Source organism: Pseudomonas sp. RIT357, assembly GCF_000632245.1.
GTDB lineage: Bacteria > Pseudomonadota > Gammaproteobacteria > Pseudomonadales > Pseudomonadaceae > Aquipseudomonas > Aquipseudomonas sivasensis.
This window is the reverse complement of the sequence record NZ_JFYX01000003.1, coordinates 1-14959: the sequence shown is the minus strand read 5'-3', so window position 1 is coordinate 14959 and position 14959 is coordinate 1. Positions and strand designations below refer to the sequence as shown.

At 56.8% G+C, this 14959-nt stretch carries 11 protein-coding genes, 2 rRNA genes and 3 pseudogenes; 10 read left to right on the top strand and 6 right to left on the bottom strand.

What is annotated here, in order from left to right:
• Window positions 1-5: 5 nt before the first annotated feature.
• Genes BW43_RS22810 through BW43_RS22820 form a run of 3 tightly spaced genes read right to left on the bottom strand, consistent with a single transcriptional unit; the run spans window position 6 to window position 2792 of the window.
• Window positions 6-857, bottom strand: a complete 852-nt coding sequence (locus BW43_RS22810; RefSeq protein WP_032884813.1) for an ABC transporter ATP-binding protein — start codon at window positions 855-857, stop codon at window positions 6-8.
• A gap of 1 nt (window position 858) precedes the next feature.
• Entirely contained in the window at window positions 859-1884 is a 1026-nt protein-coding gene (locus tag BW43_RS22815) for an ABC transporter substrate-binding protein (protein ID WP_032884811.1), read from the bottom strand.
• A 14-nt stretch (window positions 1885-1898) separates the two neighbouring features.
• Window positions 1899-2792, bottom strand: a complete 894-nt coding sequence (locus tag BW43_RS22820; RefSeq protein WP_032884809.1) for a TauD/TfdA family dioxygenase — start codon at window positions 2790-2792, stop codon at window positions 1899-1901.
• Between the two features lie 266 nt (window positions 2793-3058).
• Here BW43_RS22820 and BW43_RS22825 point away from each other — a divergent pair, with 266 nt between their 5' ends.
• The 5 genes from BW43_RS22825 (at window position 3059) to BW43_RS22845 (ending at window position 9658) form a co-directional block, all read left to right on the top strand.
• The gene (locus BW43_RS22825; RefSeq protein ID WP_032884807.1) at window positions 3059-3766 is read left to right on the top strand and encodes a GntR family transcriptional regulator; all 708 of its coding nucleotides are present in this window, start codon (window positions 3059-3061) and stop codon (window positions 3764-3766) included.
• A 340-nt stretch (window positions 3767-4106) separates the two neighbouring features.
• Window positions 4107-4865, top strand: a complete 759-nt coding sequence (locus tag BW43_RS22830; RefSeq protein ID WP_032884805.1) for a DUF3050 domain-containing protein — start codon at window positions 4107-4109, stop codon at window positions 4863-4865.
• The gene (locus BW43_RS22835; RefSeq protein ID WP_032884804.1) at window positions 4862-5800 is read left to right on the top strand and encodes a diiron oxygenase; all 939 of its coding nucleotides are present in this window, start codon (window positions 4862-4864) and stop codon (window positions 5798-5800) included. The genes BW43_RS22830 and BW43_RS22835 overlap by 4 nt, the downstream gene beginning before the upstream one ends.
• Window positions 5797-9174, top strand: coding sequence for an amino acid adenylation domain-containing protein (locus tag BW43_RS22840; RefSeq protein ID WP_032884802.1), 3378 nt, complete (start codon window positions 5797-5799; stop codon window positions 9172-9174). The genes BW43_RS22835 and BW43_RS22840 overlap by 4 nt, the downstream gene beginning before the upstream one ends.
• 19 nt (window positions 9175-9193) lie before the next feature.
• Entirely contained in the window at window positions 9194-9658 is a 465-nt protein-coding gene (locus tag BW43_RS22845) for an SRPBCC family protein (RefSeq protein ID WP_032884798.1), read from the top strand.
• A 34-nt stretch (window positions 9659-9692) separates the two neighbouring features.
• Here the strand turns inward: BW43_RS22845 and BW43_RS22850 are convergent, their stop codons facing one another.
• Window positions 9693-11573: a methyl-accepting chemotaxis protein gene (locus BW43_RS22850; RefSeq protein ID WP_032884796.1), complete on the bottom strand. Its 1881-nt coding sequence runs from the start codon at window positions 11571-11573 to the stop codon at window positions 9693-9695.
• Between the two features lie 375 nt (window positions 11574-11948).
• On the opposite strand from BW43_RS22850, the pseudogene BW43_RS0127215 reads away from it, so the two are divergent.
• The 5 genes and pseudogenes from BW43_RS0127215 to BW43_RS29430 all read left to right on the top strand — a co-directional run.
• Window positions 11949-12364, top strand: a pseudogene (locus BW43_RS0127215) (sigma-70 family RNA polymerase sigma factor).
• Window positions 12357-13331, top strand: coding sequence for a FecR domain-containing protein (locus tag BW43_RS22855; RefSeq protein WP_032884794.1), 975 nt, complete (start codon window positions 12357-12359; stop codon window positions 13329-13331). Before BW43_RS0127215 ends, BW43_RS22855 begins: the two are co-directional and overlap by 8 nt.
• Window positions 13332-13424: 93 nt before the next feature.
• Window positions 13425-13673: a hypothetical protein gene (locus BW43_RS29435; RefSeq protein WP_155989938.1), complete on the top strand. Its 249-nt coding sequence runs from the start codon at window positions 13425-13427 to the stop codon at window positions 13671-13673.
• A gap of 10 nt (window positions 13674-13683) precedes the next feature.
• Window positions 13684-13867, top strand: a pseudogene (locus BW43_RS29490) (TonB-dependent receptor plug domain-containing protein); the annotation flags it as partial.
• 54 nt (window positions 13868-13921) lie between these two features.
• Window positions 13922-14397: pseudogene (locus BW43_RS29430) on the top strand (hypothetical protein); the annotation flags it as partial.
• 83 nt (window positions 14398-14480) lie between these two features.
• On the opposite strand, the gene rrf (BW43_RS22865) reads toward BW43_RS29430, so the two are convergent.
• Together rrf (BW43_RS22865) and rrf (BW43_RS22870) are read right to left on the bottom strand one after the other, a co-directional pair.
• Window positions 14481-14596: ribosomal RNA gene (rrf, locus tag BW43_RS22865) — 5S ribosomal RNA — on the bottom strand.
• 108 nt (window positions 14597-14704) lie between these two features.
• Window positions 14705-14820: ribosomal RNA gene (gene rrf / locus BW43_RS22870) — 5S ribosomal RNA — on the bottom strand.
• Between the last annotated feature and the right edge of the window lie 139 nt (window positions 14821-14959).

Below are 14959 nucleotides of genomic sequence, written 5' to 3'. Positions count from 1 at the left end.
CCCCCTTAGTAAGCGATGCGGATGTCGGCAAAACCCAACTCGGGTTCCGCTGCGCTGGTTTCATCGAACAACAAGCGATGAATACGCCGCGCCGACGCCTGGAAGTCCACACCGCCCAAGCTGTGCAGGTCGTATTGATGGCTGTGGATTTCTGCACGTACGCGCCCCGGATGGGGGGACAGCAACAGAATGCGATTGCCCACCACGAGTGCTTCTTCGATGGAGTGGGTGACGAACAACAAGGTGAAGCGCACCTCCTCCCAGAGCAGCAGCAATTCTTCCTGCATCTTGCGCCGGGTCAGGGCATCGAGGGCGGCGAAGGGTTCGTCCATCAGCAGGATTTTCGGCTGCATGGCCAGCGCGCGGGCGATGGCCACACGGGCTTTCATGCCGCCGGAAAGCGTGTGGGGGTAAGCGTCGGCGAAGGCACTCAGGCCCACCTTGTCCAGGTAGTGCAGCGCGCGTTCTTCGGCCTCACGGCGCTTGAGGGTCTTGGACGCCAACAGTGGGAACATCACGTTCTGTTTGACGGTTTTCCACGGTGGCAGTTGGTCGAATTCCTGGAACACCACAATGCGGTCCGGGCCGGGTTGTTCGACCTTTTGCCCCAGCAAACGAATCTCGCCTTCGCACGGTTTGATAAACCCGGCGATGGACTTGAGCAACGTGGATTTGCCGCAACCCGAAGGGCCCAGCAGCACGTAACGGTCAGCCGGATCGATCTCGAAACTGACTTGGTGCGTGGCCCGTACCACGCGCTCGGGAGTACGGTATTCGAGGCTGACGCTATCCACCGCCAGCAACGGCTCGGCGGTGTGCAGGTTGCTGGCCGTGTGGCCTTGCAAGGGCGCGTTCATCTCAGCTTCCTTGCAGGGGCTTGGCGTCCTGGAAGAAGTAGTCCTTCCACGATTCAGGCTTGTTTTTGATGGCGCCGACGCGGTAGAGGAATTCCGCCAGCGGGTAGGTGTTTTTCGGCGTGACGCTGAACTCGAACTGCGGGTTGTCGATGATCTTGAGCAGCTCGGCGCGGTCGATCTTGGCCTTGGTCACGCGGATGTAAGTGTCGGCTGCGGCGCCCTTATCGTTCTGGGCGAATTGTGCGGCTTCGGTCAACGCGTCCACAAAGGCCTTGTAGGTTTTCGGGTTGTCGTTGCGAAATTTTTCGGTGGCGAACAACACCGTCGGTGAGTTCGGCCCCAGCAGCTCATAGGTGTTCAGCACCACATGCACATTGGGGTTGGCCAGGGCCTGGTCCTGGAATGGCGGGTTGGAAAAGTGCCCGGTCAGTTCAGTACCGCCTGCGATCAATGCGGCGGTGGCGTCAGGGTGCGGGACGGCGACGGTGTACTTGTCGAGGCGATTGAATTCCTTATCACCCCACTGCTTGGCAGCGGCGTATTGCAGGAAGCGCGACTGTACCGAAACGCCCACCGCAGGCACGGCGATACGGTCCTGGTCGGTGAAGTCGGCAATGGTCTTGACCTTGGGATTGTTGCTGACCAGGTAGTACGGGAAGTTACCCAGGGACGCTACGGCCTTGACGTTCTGCTTACCGTGGGTGCGATCCCAGATGGTCAGCAGTGGACCGACACCGGCACCGGCGATATCGATGGAGCCGGACAGCAGCGCATCGTTGACTGCCGCGCCACCGGAAAGTTGGGTCCAGTCGACCTTGATGTCGATGCCTTCCTGCTTGCCGTATTTCTCGATGAGGTTCTGGTCGCGCACCACGTTGAGCAGCAGGTAGACGATGCCGAATTGTTCGGCGATGCGGATCTCGCCTTCGGCCTGGGCCGCTGCTGGAGCGACGAGGCTGCCCGCCAACAGACTGATACCCAATCCAACTGTGGCGGCCAATCGTGCAAATGGAATATTCCTGGACATGGTCATGCTCCGAATCAGAAAGGCGCGTCGCCCTGGATGGTGGTGCGAAACAGCTTGCGGCGCAGATGGCTCGGGCAACCGGCGGCCAAGTGGATCAGCGAACGGTTGTCCCAGAACACCAGGTCGTGGGGCTGCCATTGGTGGCGATAGATGTTGTGCGGCAGCACGCTGTGGGCGTACAGCTGAGCCAGCAGATCGCGGCTTTCGTCTTCCGGCAGGCCGACGATGCGGGTGGTGAACCCTTCACTGACGAACAACGCTTTGCGGCCGTTTTCCGGGTGGGTGCGCACAATCGGGTGTACCACTTCTGCGACTTGCGCCAACTGCTCGGGAGTAAGCGTGGGGCGCCAATTGCCTTCGAACTTGGTCTCGCTGTAGCGCGCGGTGTAGGAATGGGCGGCGCTGCGGCCTTCGACAGCTTTGCGCAGGTGCTCGGGCAGTTGGTCCCAGGCTTTGTGCATGTCGGCGAACAAAGTGTCGCCCCCTTCAGAGGGCAACTCCTGCGCATGGAGCATCGAGCCAAGGCTCGGCAGTTCTTTATAGGACAGGTCCGAATGCCAGAATTTACCCGCGTCGCCCAGGCCGATGGATTGGCCGTTTTCGATAATGTTGGAAACGATCAGGATTTCCGGGTGGTTGGCCAGCAGAAACTGTTTGAGTACGTGGATCTGCAGCACGCCAAAACGGCGACTGAAGGCAATCTGTTGTTCGGGGGTGATGCGCTGGTCGCGAAAGACCACCACATGGTGATCCAGGTGCGCGCGATGAATACGCGCGAAATCCTGGTCATTGACTGGCCGGGACAGGTCCAGACCGATAATCTCCGCACCGACGCTGCCGGGCAGCGGGCGAACCTCGAAATCCTGGGCGGAAAAGATCGCTGTTGGAACAGTAGAGGTGGCAGACATGAGTTCACTCCCGGTCAGACAGGAGAGTGACTTTATAGATATAAGAACGGCATTTTAAATACCGTTAATGAATATCGATATGCGGGAATGTCGCAACATGGCAGCAGCGTGTAAGACCCCGGAAAGCTCGGATGTGGGCCGCCGGAGCCCCGCGTTGAAACGCTTACAAGCCGAAACCGTGGCCGTTTGACAAGCTTATTGGCAGCCACTAGTGTGCATTGGATCCAATTAGCCACCACTCTTTGAATAAGGAGGATAGCGTAGCCGTGACGCAGAAGCCGAACCCTTTGAACAGCATCAAGATCAGCGGTCCTATTCCCGCCCATCTCGCTCGCTCCGTGATTGAAGAAACATTGCGCAATGCCATCCTTGATGGCCGGTTGCCCTGCGGTACCGCCATGCGCCAGCAGGAGCTCGCCAGCCTGTTCGGGGTCAGCCGCATGCCGGTGCGTGAAGCCTTGCGCCAGTTAGAGGCGCAGTCACTGCTGCATGTGGTCACCCACAAGGGCGCCGTCGTGGCACCGTTGATCGAAGACAACTCAGCTGAGACCTATGAGCTGCGACTGTTGCTGGAGTCTGAAGCGCTACGCTTGTCGATTCCCTTGCTGACCGAAGCAGATCTGGCCGATGCAGAGAATTTCATTTGTGCCCTCGAACAGGAAAAGGACTACACCGAGATCGGTCGTCTCAACCGCCTGTTTCACATGACCCTTTACAGCAAGGCGCCTAACCAACGGCTGCTCAAATTGGTAGAGCACGGGTTAAATGAGGAAGAGCGCTTCCTGCGTTTCAACCTAGAAGCGATGGGGCTGGGTGAGACATCCCAGGAAGATCACCGTGAACTGCTAAACCTTGTGGCGCAGAGGAAAACCGACGAAAGCATCCTGACACTGCGTAATCACTTGATGCGCGGAATGGAAGTGATCACAGCCTATCTCAACAGCCCGAATACCACTGTAAAAAACACCCCATAACAAAGCGCCAGGTCTCTCGTCTTGACGCTCAAGAGCTGCGGGGCTTCCTACCTGATCAGGTAGCACACCCCGCGCCGAAGAAACTTCTCACTCTTATAATGCAAGTTGCCGACAGCTAATATTATTTAGCAAAACATCTAATGCATTCATATGCTTACCAACTTGTTTAACCCGCTTATTATCCACCGCCACTAAACCAGACACTTAACTCGACGGCGCAGCCCCAATCGCGCGAGCGTTTGTGCGCGCCAAGTCTGGCTTATATCTCTTTATCTCCTTGCCACTCACAACAACCCAATACTGCTTAAACAGCAGACGCAACAACTCATAGGCATCAACCATGTACCCACCATTACTTGAAAAAAGAAAACTGAAGTTGTGCAACCATCCGTTATTTCTGGAAATAACCTCACTGCAAAAATTACAACTATTCATGGAGCACCATGTGTTTGCAGTTTGGGACTTCATGACACTCACCAAACGCCTGCAACAGGACCTGACATGCACTCGCCTGCCTTGGCTGCCACCGGCCGACCCGAACGCTGCACGCCTGATCAATGAGATAGTGCTGGGCGAAGAGTCAGACTCACACCCCAGGCAAGGCTATTGCAGCCACTTCGAGTTGTACTTGGAAGCCATGGTCGAAGTCGGCGCCAGCACCTCGTCGATAAACCGTTTCATTGCACTGCAACACCAAGGCGTTGATGCAAATACTGCCCTGAGCATGTCGAACGCTCCTGCTGGTGCTGCACGCTTCGTCAGCGACACATTGCACATGGCACTGAACGCACCCACCCATTGTGTAGCCGCCGTATTCCTTCATGGCCGTGAGTGTGTCGTCCCACGCATGTTCGAACGCATCCTTCAGACTGATACGTTTATCCATCGCCAAGCACCCACCTTGCGCGGCTACTTCGAGCGCCACATTGAGTTAGACGCTGAGCATCATGGGCCGGCAGCTGAGCAGTTGCTCGAACGCTTGCTGGCAGTGGCTCCGAGTTACCCGCAACAAGCCGACGAAGCAGCCCTCGCCGCCGTAGAAAGCCGTATCACGTTCTGGGACGAGGTGCGGGCCGCGCTGCAAGAGGTGCGCCCATGAATACCGCGGGCTACACCCCCATCGCCGACGACTGGGAACGCCGCGCGACCATCCGTACACGCCCTCGCCGCTTGCTGGAAAACGATGACAATCTGATCTATCCGATGTGCCGCCAACCCTTGGTACTCAGCAAGACCTTTGTTGAACACTGCGCACAATGGCGCGACTTCGTGCTGGTGCAAAGCTTCTACAAATTCATCAACGACGTGGTCATTTTTGAAACCGAAATCGTCGAAAAAACTGCGCGCAATATTGCCAAGAATCGCTTCTCGCTACCCTTCCCCCTAGCCTGTCGCGTTGATGCGATGACGGTGGTGGTGGATGAGGACTACCACGCCCTGGTAGCGCTGGATTTCCTGCAACAGACAGTGGAAATGACCGGCATACAACCGCTCGACCTGCCGGAGCATATCGAACTGAGCCGTGCGCTGCCGGCGGCACAGGCGCAGGCCCCCGCTCATTTGAGCGATGCTGTGGAACTGATTGGCGTGGCTATCGCCGAAAACACCGTAACCCACGATGTCGCAGCGTTCTCTAAGGACAGCAGTGTCAAAGCTTCCGTTCGTGGCTTGATGGCCGACCACCTGTTTGACGAAGGCCGCCACGCGCAGTTCTGGACCCGGCTGGTGCGTATTTACTGGCAAACCGCGAGCCCGGACGACCGTGACAGCATCGCTCAGGTACTGCCCACATTCCTGGCGCATTACCTGACCAACGACCTGCAGAAAAACTTCGACCTGCAACTGATCGAGCACCTCGACATCAGCGACCGCGTACGCGGGAAGCTGCGCGATGAAGTCGCAGCGCTGGCGTTTCCCATCACCCGCCAGCACCCATTGATGGGCAATATCATGGGTTTCCTGCAACACAGCGGCTTGCTGCAAACGCCAAGTGTGGCGCAGGCGCTGAACGACTACCTGCCGGTGTCGCCATGAGGTGCCTGACAATCGGCTGGCTCGGAACAAGCAAGGCACTTGGCGCCATCAGGCCCGTATTGGAGCAATACGGGCATGTGTCGGGCGATAAGAACATCGACTTGTGGATTGAAGACGGTAGCCTGCCGTTGCCGGATGACGTGGGCAAAGCCTCCTGTATAAGTCTGCGCCTTGGGGTCGGTCCGGTAACCGATTGCGGGTTGCCCCTGTTGCAATTGCGCGCCTATGACCGTGAGCGACGTTTGTCTGCCGTGCTGGACATCGCCGAAGAACCCAGTGGTAACGGCCAGCGACTGCGTCGGCAGGTCACAGACACAGTGGTGGACTGGGTCGCGCTGCTCGTCAGTGGTTTTTCACGTGATCCCGGGGCTCTCTCTACGAGCGCGATTGCCACTGACTGGCCCGAGCAGAGCTTGCGGGGGCTGGAGACGCTGGCCTTTATGCACCGATTCAATCGTACGGCAGACCCCAACCTGATCCAGAAAGCCCAGGTGCCTGTGATCGAACAGCTCCAGTCCAGCCTTTATGCCTTCGCTGACCGGACGGCTCTGAATATCGCCGGGCACACGGTGACCTACCGCGAGTTGCACCTTCAAGCCATAGCAATCCAGCAACGATTACAGCCCTTGCTGGACGCTGTTGAAACACCGTGGATAGTTGGCGTGTGCATGGAAAAGTCCATCGAACTGTATGCCAGCATTCTTGCGCTGCTCGGCTGTGGCGCGGTGTACCTGCCACTGGAATCTGAGCAGCCTCTCAAACGGCATCAGACCATGCTCGAAAGCGCCGGGGCTCAAGTGTTGCTGGATACCGGCCAGCACCCGTTACGGGCGCATTTCACTTCACTCGATGTCAGCACCGTTAAGCCACACACCCTCAAATTTGCTCATCCGTTAAAGCACAATCGCCCCTGCTCGGATATGCCGTGCATGGTGCTCTATACCTCTGGCAGCACGGGGCAGCCCAAGGGGGTGCTCCTCAGTCAAGGTAACCTGGCGCACTTCACTGCTTGGCTTGGGTCCTGCATGAAGCCAGATGAATGGAGCCGCGTTCTACAGTTTTCGCCCCTGGGTTTCGACTCGTCATTGATCGACATTTTCCCTGCGCTGATTGCAGGTGCGCAGTTGATCGTGCCCAGTGAAGAACAACGACGCGACCCTGAGCAACTGGTGGAACTGCTCCGTCGACAGTGCGTTACCCATGCCTTCCTACCGCCCGCGCTGCTCAATATCCTGCCGCTGGATCAACCCTTGGGTGTGACGCACCTGCTCACCGGTGGCGATGCCTGCGAACCCCATGTCATCGAGCGACTGGCAGCGCAGTGTCAGCTTCACAACCTCTATGGCCCCACCGAAACCACAGTGCTGATTACGCACCGGACGCTCGCACCCGATGACAATAATCGCAACGTTGGCCACCCCATCGCCAATAGCCAGGTGCTGATACTCGATGACGATCTGCAACCTGTGGATGAACAGGTGATGGGCGAGTTGTACATCGTCGGCCCCGGATTAAGTCTGGGCTATGTGAATGCGCCGCATCAGGCTGACAGCCCATTCGTCGAACTGCTGATGCCGAGCGGCCAACCGCTGCGGGCCTACCGCAGCGGCGACTTGGCACAGTGGACGGCCCAAGGGATTGTGCTGGGTGGGCGTCGCGACGATCAGGTGAAGATCCGCGGTTTCCGGGTCGAACCCCGAGAGATTGAACAATGCCTACGCAATAGCCGGCTGTATCGCGAACTGGCGGTAGTGATCGACCATGAAAGCAGGATCTGCGTCTTTGTCGCCCAGCCCGCACCCGGCGCCACGCCGGTGGCCCTACAGCAGCATGCGCGCCAACGGTTACCGGACTATATGCAACCCGGTTTCTGGGTGGAGCTGCCAGGCATGCCGTACACCAACAACGGCAAGGTCGACCGGAAGACGCTGCTGGCGCTCCCCTTCCAACCGATTTTCAGCGCTGCGCACCGGGCTGCACACACACCGCTTCAAGCACGATTGAGCGAGGTGTGGAGCGAGCTGCTGGGTGTGCCCAGCCATCAGTTGTCCATCGACGAAAGCTTCTTCGCGTTGGGCGGCCATTCAATTTTGCTGTCGACTCTCTTGCTGCGTGTTCGCGAGCAATTTGGGCGTAGTTTCGCGTTGAGCCACTTCATTGAAGTTCCGACGATTCGTACGCTCGCAACGCTGATGGAGGACGGAGAACCACCCGACGCATCCTCTGGCCAGGCAGTCTTGGATGCCCAACGGGATTGGGTGATCACTCCCTTGCATAGGAATTGCGCTGGTGATCCGCACAAGGTGATTGTGACGGGGGCCAACAGTTTCGTCGGCGTCCATATTGTCGAAGCATTGCTGGCCTCTGGTGTAACCGAGGTGGCATGCCTGGTACGTGAGATGCCGGGGAAGCCTGCAATGGCACGCTTTACCCAGTCGCTGCGCGAATACCACCTGGAACACCTGGACTTGAGCCGGGTACGGGTAGTCGCCGCCGACATCAGCCTGCCGCGATTGGGTTTGACCTGCGAGGTGTATGACACGCTCGCCGCAGACTTTGGCGTGCTGGTGCATAACGCGGCGCAGGTCAACCACGTGATGGACTACGCGTCACTGGCCAGAGACAACGTTGAACCCATATTCGAATGCCTGCGCCTGTGCGAGACCCGCTGCAAGAAGGTCTTCAACTTTGTCTCAACGTTGTCGGCGTCCAGCAGCATCGACCCGCAAGGGTATGTGCTAGAAGCACCGGCTGCGACCACCCTGCCGCTGTATATCCGCAATGGCTACAACCTATCCAAGTGGGCAGCCGAGCGAGTGTTGGGGCGTGCGGTCGCGCAAGGTGCCTGGGTAAATATCCATCGCCCTGGAAATATCAGCTTCAACAGTCGCAACGGTGTCTGCCAGCCGCAGAAGAATCGCCTGATGCTGATGCTTAAGGGGTCTCTGCAGTTGGGAATGTTGCCTCGGCTAGATCTGAATTTCGACCTAATGCCCGTGGACTTCCTGGCTCGATTCATTGCTTACCACTGCACGCGCTTTGAAGCGGACAGAAGCGTATTCAACCTGCACAACCCACAGCCATTGAGCTGGGATCACTACCTGGATGCGTTCAGCCGGGCGGGCCATCGGTTCGAACGGGTGAGTACTGCGCGTTGGCAGCAGGCGCTGCGAACAGCGGGCCAGGACAATGCGTTGTTTGGCGTAATCGGGTTTTACCTGGATCGACTGGATGAAGACATTGGCGACACGTTGATGATCCGTCATGACAACGCACAACACGGCGTCCAGCAGATGGGCGAGCAGTACCCCGAAAAGAACGCGGTGCTGCTGAGTAGAGGCTGCAATTACCTTAAGACCATCGGCTTTCTCTGAACCGCTTCAGGACAACTTCATGAAACCGCTGCAACCCGATACGTTAATTCATAACCCAAACGGCCGGCCGATCGTGGCCTCTGTGGTGATCGACTGCCATGCCACCCGCCTATGGAACACGGTGGGACGGTTTGCAGGCTTCGATACCTTCATACCGGCCCTGACGCATATCGAAATGACCGGCACCGGTGTGGGCGCCTTACGCACGAAATTTTTCCGCGATGGCAACCGAGTTGTGGAACAGCTAAATAGCTGGGATGAGCACGCGATGCACATGACCTGGACCACGATCTACAACACCCTGGGCGTGGCCAGGCTGTGGGCGGCAATCAAAGTAGACGCTCTTGGAGAGCACTGCTCCAGGGTAACCTGGACCATCATTGCCGAGCCCTTAGACGCAGCACAGGTGGGATTTGAGCAGTTTGTGCAGGGGTTCGCCGATGGCGCCCTGGAGAATGTTCGCCGCTTGCTGGGTAAGCGATAGGAGCGAGATCGCTCGCCCCTACACACTCAGCAGATCAAATTTTGAAGCTATCGACCAACTGCTTCAATCGATTGGCCTGTTGAGACAGCGCATCGCAGTCTTTCAGGGTTTCGTTGAGGTTGGTCACACCTTGCTGGTTCAGCAGGTTGATCTGGTTGATGTCGACGTTGAGGGTTTCCACCACGGCAGTCTGTTCCTCAGTAGCGGCGGCCACGGACTGGTTCATGCCGTCGATCTCGACGATTCGCTGCGTTACGCTGACCAGGCGCTCACCGGCCTGGTTGGCCACCTGAACGCTTTCTTCGCTGGAGGTCTGGCTGGCATTCATGGTGGTCACCGCCTCACGCGAGCCCACTTGCAGCGAAGTGATCATCTTATGAATCTCTTCAGCCGACTCCTGGGTACGGTGAGCCAGGTTACGCACCTCATCGGCGACCACGGCGAACCCGCGTCCGGCTTCACCAGCACGTGCTGCTTCGATTGCCGCGTTCAATGCCAGCAAGTTGGTTTGCTGGGAGATGCCTTTGATCACATCAAGGATGTGGCCGATGTTGTCGGTGCTGGCGTTCAGCGTTTCGATCTGGGTGCAGGACAGGCTGATCTTTTGCGACAGTTCCGACATTGCCAGGATGGTTTGCTCAACCACTTTGCGCCCATCGTCGGCCTGCTCGCTGGCACCACTGGCGTGCTGTGAGGCGTCAGCGGCGTTACGGGCGATTTCCTGAGTAGCGGCGCCCAGCTCGTTGATTGCTGCGGCGACGCTGTTGGTACGTGCGCTCTGCTCGTCAGAGCCTATGATCGAAGCGTTGGATGACGCCATCACACGCTGGGACAGGTCATGCACCTGGCGCGTTGCTGAAGACACTTCGGAGATCGAGGCGTGGATACGTTCTACGAACCGGTTGAACGCACTGCCCACTTCACCGAACTCGTCTTTGCTAGTAACCGTCAAACGGCGGGTCAGGTCACCCTCACCCTGGGCGATGTCCTGCATAGCAATGCCCATGGTGGTCAGAGGGCGCAGCAATACTTGAATAAGCAGGCTCAAGAGCACGGCAATCGCGACGACAGCGATCAGCATGGCGATCAACGCGGACGTGCGGAATTTGCCCAGCGGTGCATAGGCTTTGTCTTTATCGATCGACAGACCGATATACCAATCAGCACCGGGCAAACCGCTGATAGGCGTGAACGACAGGATGCGGTCCTGACCTTTGAGGACGACCTCCTGGTTAACTTTCTCAATCCGGACGCTGGTACCTGGATAGATGTCCTTGAGGTTTTTCATCACTTGGTCTTCGTCAGGGCTGACGATGACTTGGCCGTCGCCGCTGACCAGGAACGCATGGCCGATACCGCCGAAGTCCACCGAGTTGATGATCTTCACCAGGGTTTGCAGGCTCAGGTCACCGCCGACCACACCGAGCAACTCGCCGTTCTTTTTCACCGGCATGGCGATCGTTACGATCTGCCCACCCACTGCGGCCATATAGGGCGGCGTCAGCATGGGCTTATCGGCAGCCACCGCTTGCTTGTACCAGGGACGCTGGCGAGGGTCGTAGCCGTCAGGCATCTTTGCGTCGGGACGCTGGGTGAACACGCCGTTGGTTTGACCAACGTAGGTGAACTGGAAGTTCGAGGTGAACGCCGGTTGATCGACCAACCCCGGGAGGTCAGCCGCACTGCCTTGGTGGGCAACGTTTTGCGTCAGACTTTCGAGCACCAATATCCGACCGCTGAGCCAGTTCTGCACACTGCTGGCGGTGAGCTCACCCGACTGCTGGATAGACGACTCCAGGTTCTGCTTGATGGTGCTGCGCTGCAGGTAGTCGTTGTAAAGAGTAAATAACGCGAAGGCTAGAACCACGACGCCTGACGCGGCCAACAAAATTTTATGACTGAACTTGAGATTCATTTCATCGACTTCTTTTTGCCAAAGGGGGGGTGAGCGGGCCGAATGGAGCATTCCATGTACGGTCTAGGCAGCGTCTCGGGCCGCTCTATTTCGGTGCACACATGGCTTATCAGGCTTTCGGCCACACCGAAGTAAAACTTAGTGATTTGTGGGAAAGATCTTCTTTTTAGGTAGGAAACCGACAAAAGGTTGTCGTACAAGGAGCGAAGTAAAAAATTTTTCCGCCTGCCAAGCACTGAGACACATTGACATCTGTGACGTCTGGACGAGCTCGTCTACAGGCCTCTTTCTGAATACACCTCGCGTGAAGATAGCGTTGTGCAGACGCTTTACTGCACCCACCACAACTGGCTTAACACGTGGCTGCGCGGCCGTATGGCCAATGTCGCAGATGCAGCAGAACTGCCTCAAAACGCCTTCATGCGACTGCTGTTGGGAATCGAACGTTTTGAACTCAAGGCGCTACGGGCATTGTTGCGCACAAGTGCACGAGGGGTGGTCGTTGATCACTGGCGCCGCGAGGAGCTCGAACGAGCCTATATCGAGTCAATCGCCCATCTGTCCGAAGCGCTGAGGCGCGGGCGTTGGTATTGGAGTTACTGGAGGACATCGCCCGGCTTTTGGAAGGGTTAAAACCCGAGGTGCGTAAGGTATTTCTGATGGTTCAGTGTGATTGGCTAACGTACAAGCTGATCACAAAACAGATGGGTATATCACTGAGGTCAGTTGAGCGTTATGTCGCCGAGGCGCTTTACTACTGCTCCGTCCTGCGTTACGGCGCCAATGAATAACACCACACGCTCCGGGCCAGACTCGAGGGTGGTCAAGCAGGCCATCAGTTGGATGCTGCGCTTACGTCACAACCCCGCCAATACACGGCTGCGCCTGCAATGTGAGCAATGGCGCGAAGATCATCATGATCACGAACTGGCCTGGCAACGGGTACTGGCGCTACAACAGGAGCTCAATAGCCATCTGACCGTGATCCCCGGGGTACATAAAACACTGGAAAACAGTACACAAGGTCTGGGACGGCGGCAGGCACTGAAGTTATTGGCCGGCGCACTGCTGGTGGGCTCAACAGTATGGCTAAGCCGGGACCTGACCGGTTTGCAGCGCTGGACTTCTGACCTAGCAACAGCCCCCGGCGAGCGCCGCAGCATGCAATTGCCCGATGGCACTCGCCTGCAACTCAACACAGACAGCGCGGTAGACCTGGACTTCAATGCGCAGCAGCGTCTGATCACATTGGTGCGTGGGGAAATACTGGTGACCTGCAGTGCTGCTTCCTCTGTCCCATTGTTGGTTCAAGCTCAACACGGCTTGCTGGAAGGCATCGAAGGGCGTTTTACAGTTCGTCAGTACAGTGACTGCACGCGCTTGAATGTGGTCAGCGGTACTGTAGCGATTCACTCACCGCACAGGCCGGATGGACTTTCGACGCGCGTTCCCGCAGGTGAGAGTTACATCGTGCGTCAGACCGAAGCCATGCTTGCTCCGCCGCCAGATATGGACGTTGCTGCTTGGTCAGATGGGCTGCTCCTGACCCGAAATATGCGGTTGATCGACTTCCTTGCAGAAGTTGGGCGTTATCGCCCTGGTTATCTGGGCTGCTCAATGGATATTGCAGATCTACGGCTGTCGGGTGCATTCCGACTGGAGGACACCGATAAGTTGCTAGCGATACTGCCACGCATACTGCCGGTACACGTGCGCTATCGCACGCGTTGGTGGGTGAGCCTGGAGCGAAGGGTGTAATTTTTCACTTTTTTTGGCGGCTTTTTTCCGTGAGTCCAGCTTAGACAGTGAGCCAGTCAATCTGCCCTCACCAGGCATCTACGGATGCTGAACATGCCAGCGTGTTTTCCCCGCAACACGTTCGACTCTTCCTACACGCTATTGGGTCAAGCCATACGCGCAGCATTGCTGTTGACGGCGCTGGGTAGCGGTACGGTACTCATCAGTGTCTCAGCGGCAGAAGCCCGCGCCGAGCAGGTCAATCAACCCTACAAGATAGCCGCAGGCCCACTGAGCCAGGTACTCAATCAGTTCTCACGACCGATAGGCGTCACTATGTCCAGCATGCCAGCGCAAACTTAGGACCGGCACTCGGTGGGGTTACAGTGCGATGCGCTGCTTAAATGATCGCTCGGTGGATAACATTTACCTTGATGGCTTGAAGTCCATGAGGGACAGAGGCACCTATAGCACGATGCAAGTTGCATCCGTACTTCCTGGAGCGCGTGGACATTCTCAAGGGTCCTTCCTCACTACTCTATGGGCGCAGATGTCCCGTCTGAGCATCGACTTTACCGATGACACTTCACTGACGTTACAGGCCTATCTCCACTAGGGCGACCAAGCAAACCATGCTGATAGGTGCGGGCTATCAAGGGCGTAAACAGTGGTGGATTGGACAAGTGGGTCGCTTGAGCCAATCAATGCGTTTAACCCAGCCTATGGTAACTCTGCTATCCGCTATTACAGCCCTACCAGCTACTTGCGCCGGGTGGAGCAGACCGGGTTTTATCTGCAAGACCTGATCGAATTGATCAGGAAAATCTGGCAACCAAGCTAACGCAGGAAAGCTTTTATCGTGCTGTCGGCGCTGTACGTTCGCTGGGGCTGGAATTGGAAGCACATATGGAGCTAAGTTCCTGAGCAGCTATACCTTTAAGGTAACGTCGACTTGAAGGGCGTGGATGTGAGGCTGAATGCTAAGAATCTGACCAATGAAACTTATGTAGCGTCCTATGCCAGTCTGAACTTCTGCTATCTGGGTGAAGAGCGCAGCGTAAGCGCGGCGGTAAGTTACCAGTTCTGAGCCACTAGTGCGGCCCCCACCCACCAGCGCCTCTAAACGACAAAACCCCTGTCTGTATAACAGACAGGGGTTTTGGAATTTAATCTTGACGATGACCTACTCTCACATGGGGAAACCCCACACTACCATCGGCGATGCATCGTTTCACTACTGAGTTCGGGATGGGATCAGGTGGTTCCAATGCTCTATGGTCGTCAAGAAATTCTGTGTATCGGATCGTTGCATTCGCATCGCGCCGATGAGATTCATGAGTTTCTACATAAAACAAAACCCCATCTGCTTTCGCAAATGGGGTTTCGGAATTTAATCTTGACGATGACCTACTCTCACATGGGGAAACCCCACACTACCATCGGCGATGCATCGTTTCACTACTGAGTTCGGGATGGGATCAGGTGGTTCCAATGCTCTATGGTCGTCAAGAAATTCTGTGTATCGGATCGTTGCATTCGCATCGCGCCGATGAGATTCATGAGTTTCTACATAAAACAAAACCCAATCTGCTTTCGCAAATGGGGTTTCGGAATTTAATCTTGACGATGACCTACTCTCACATGGGGAA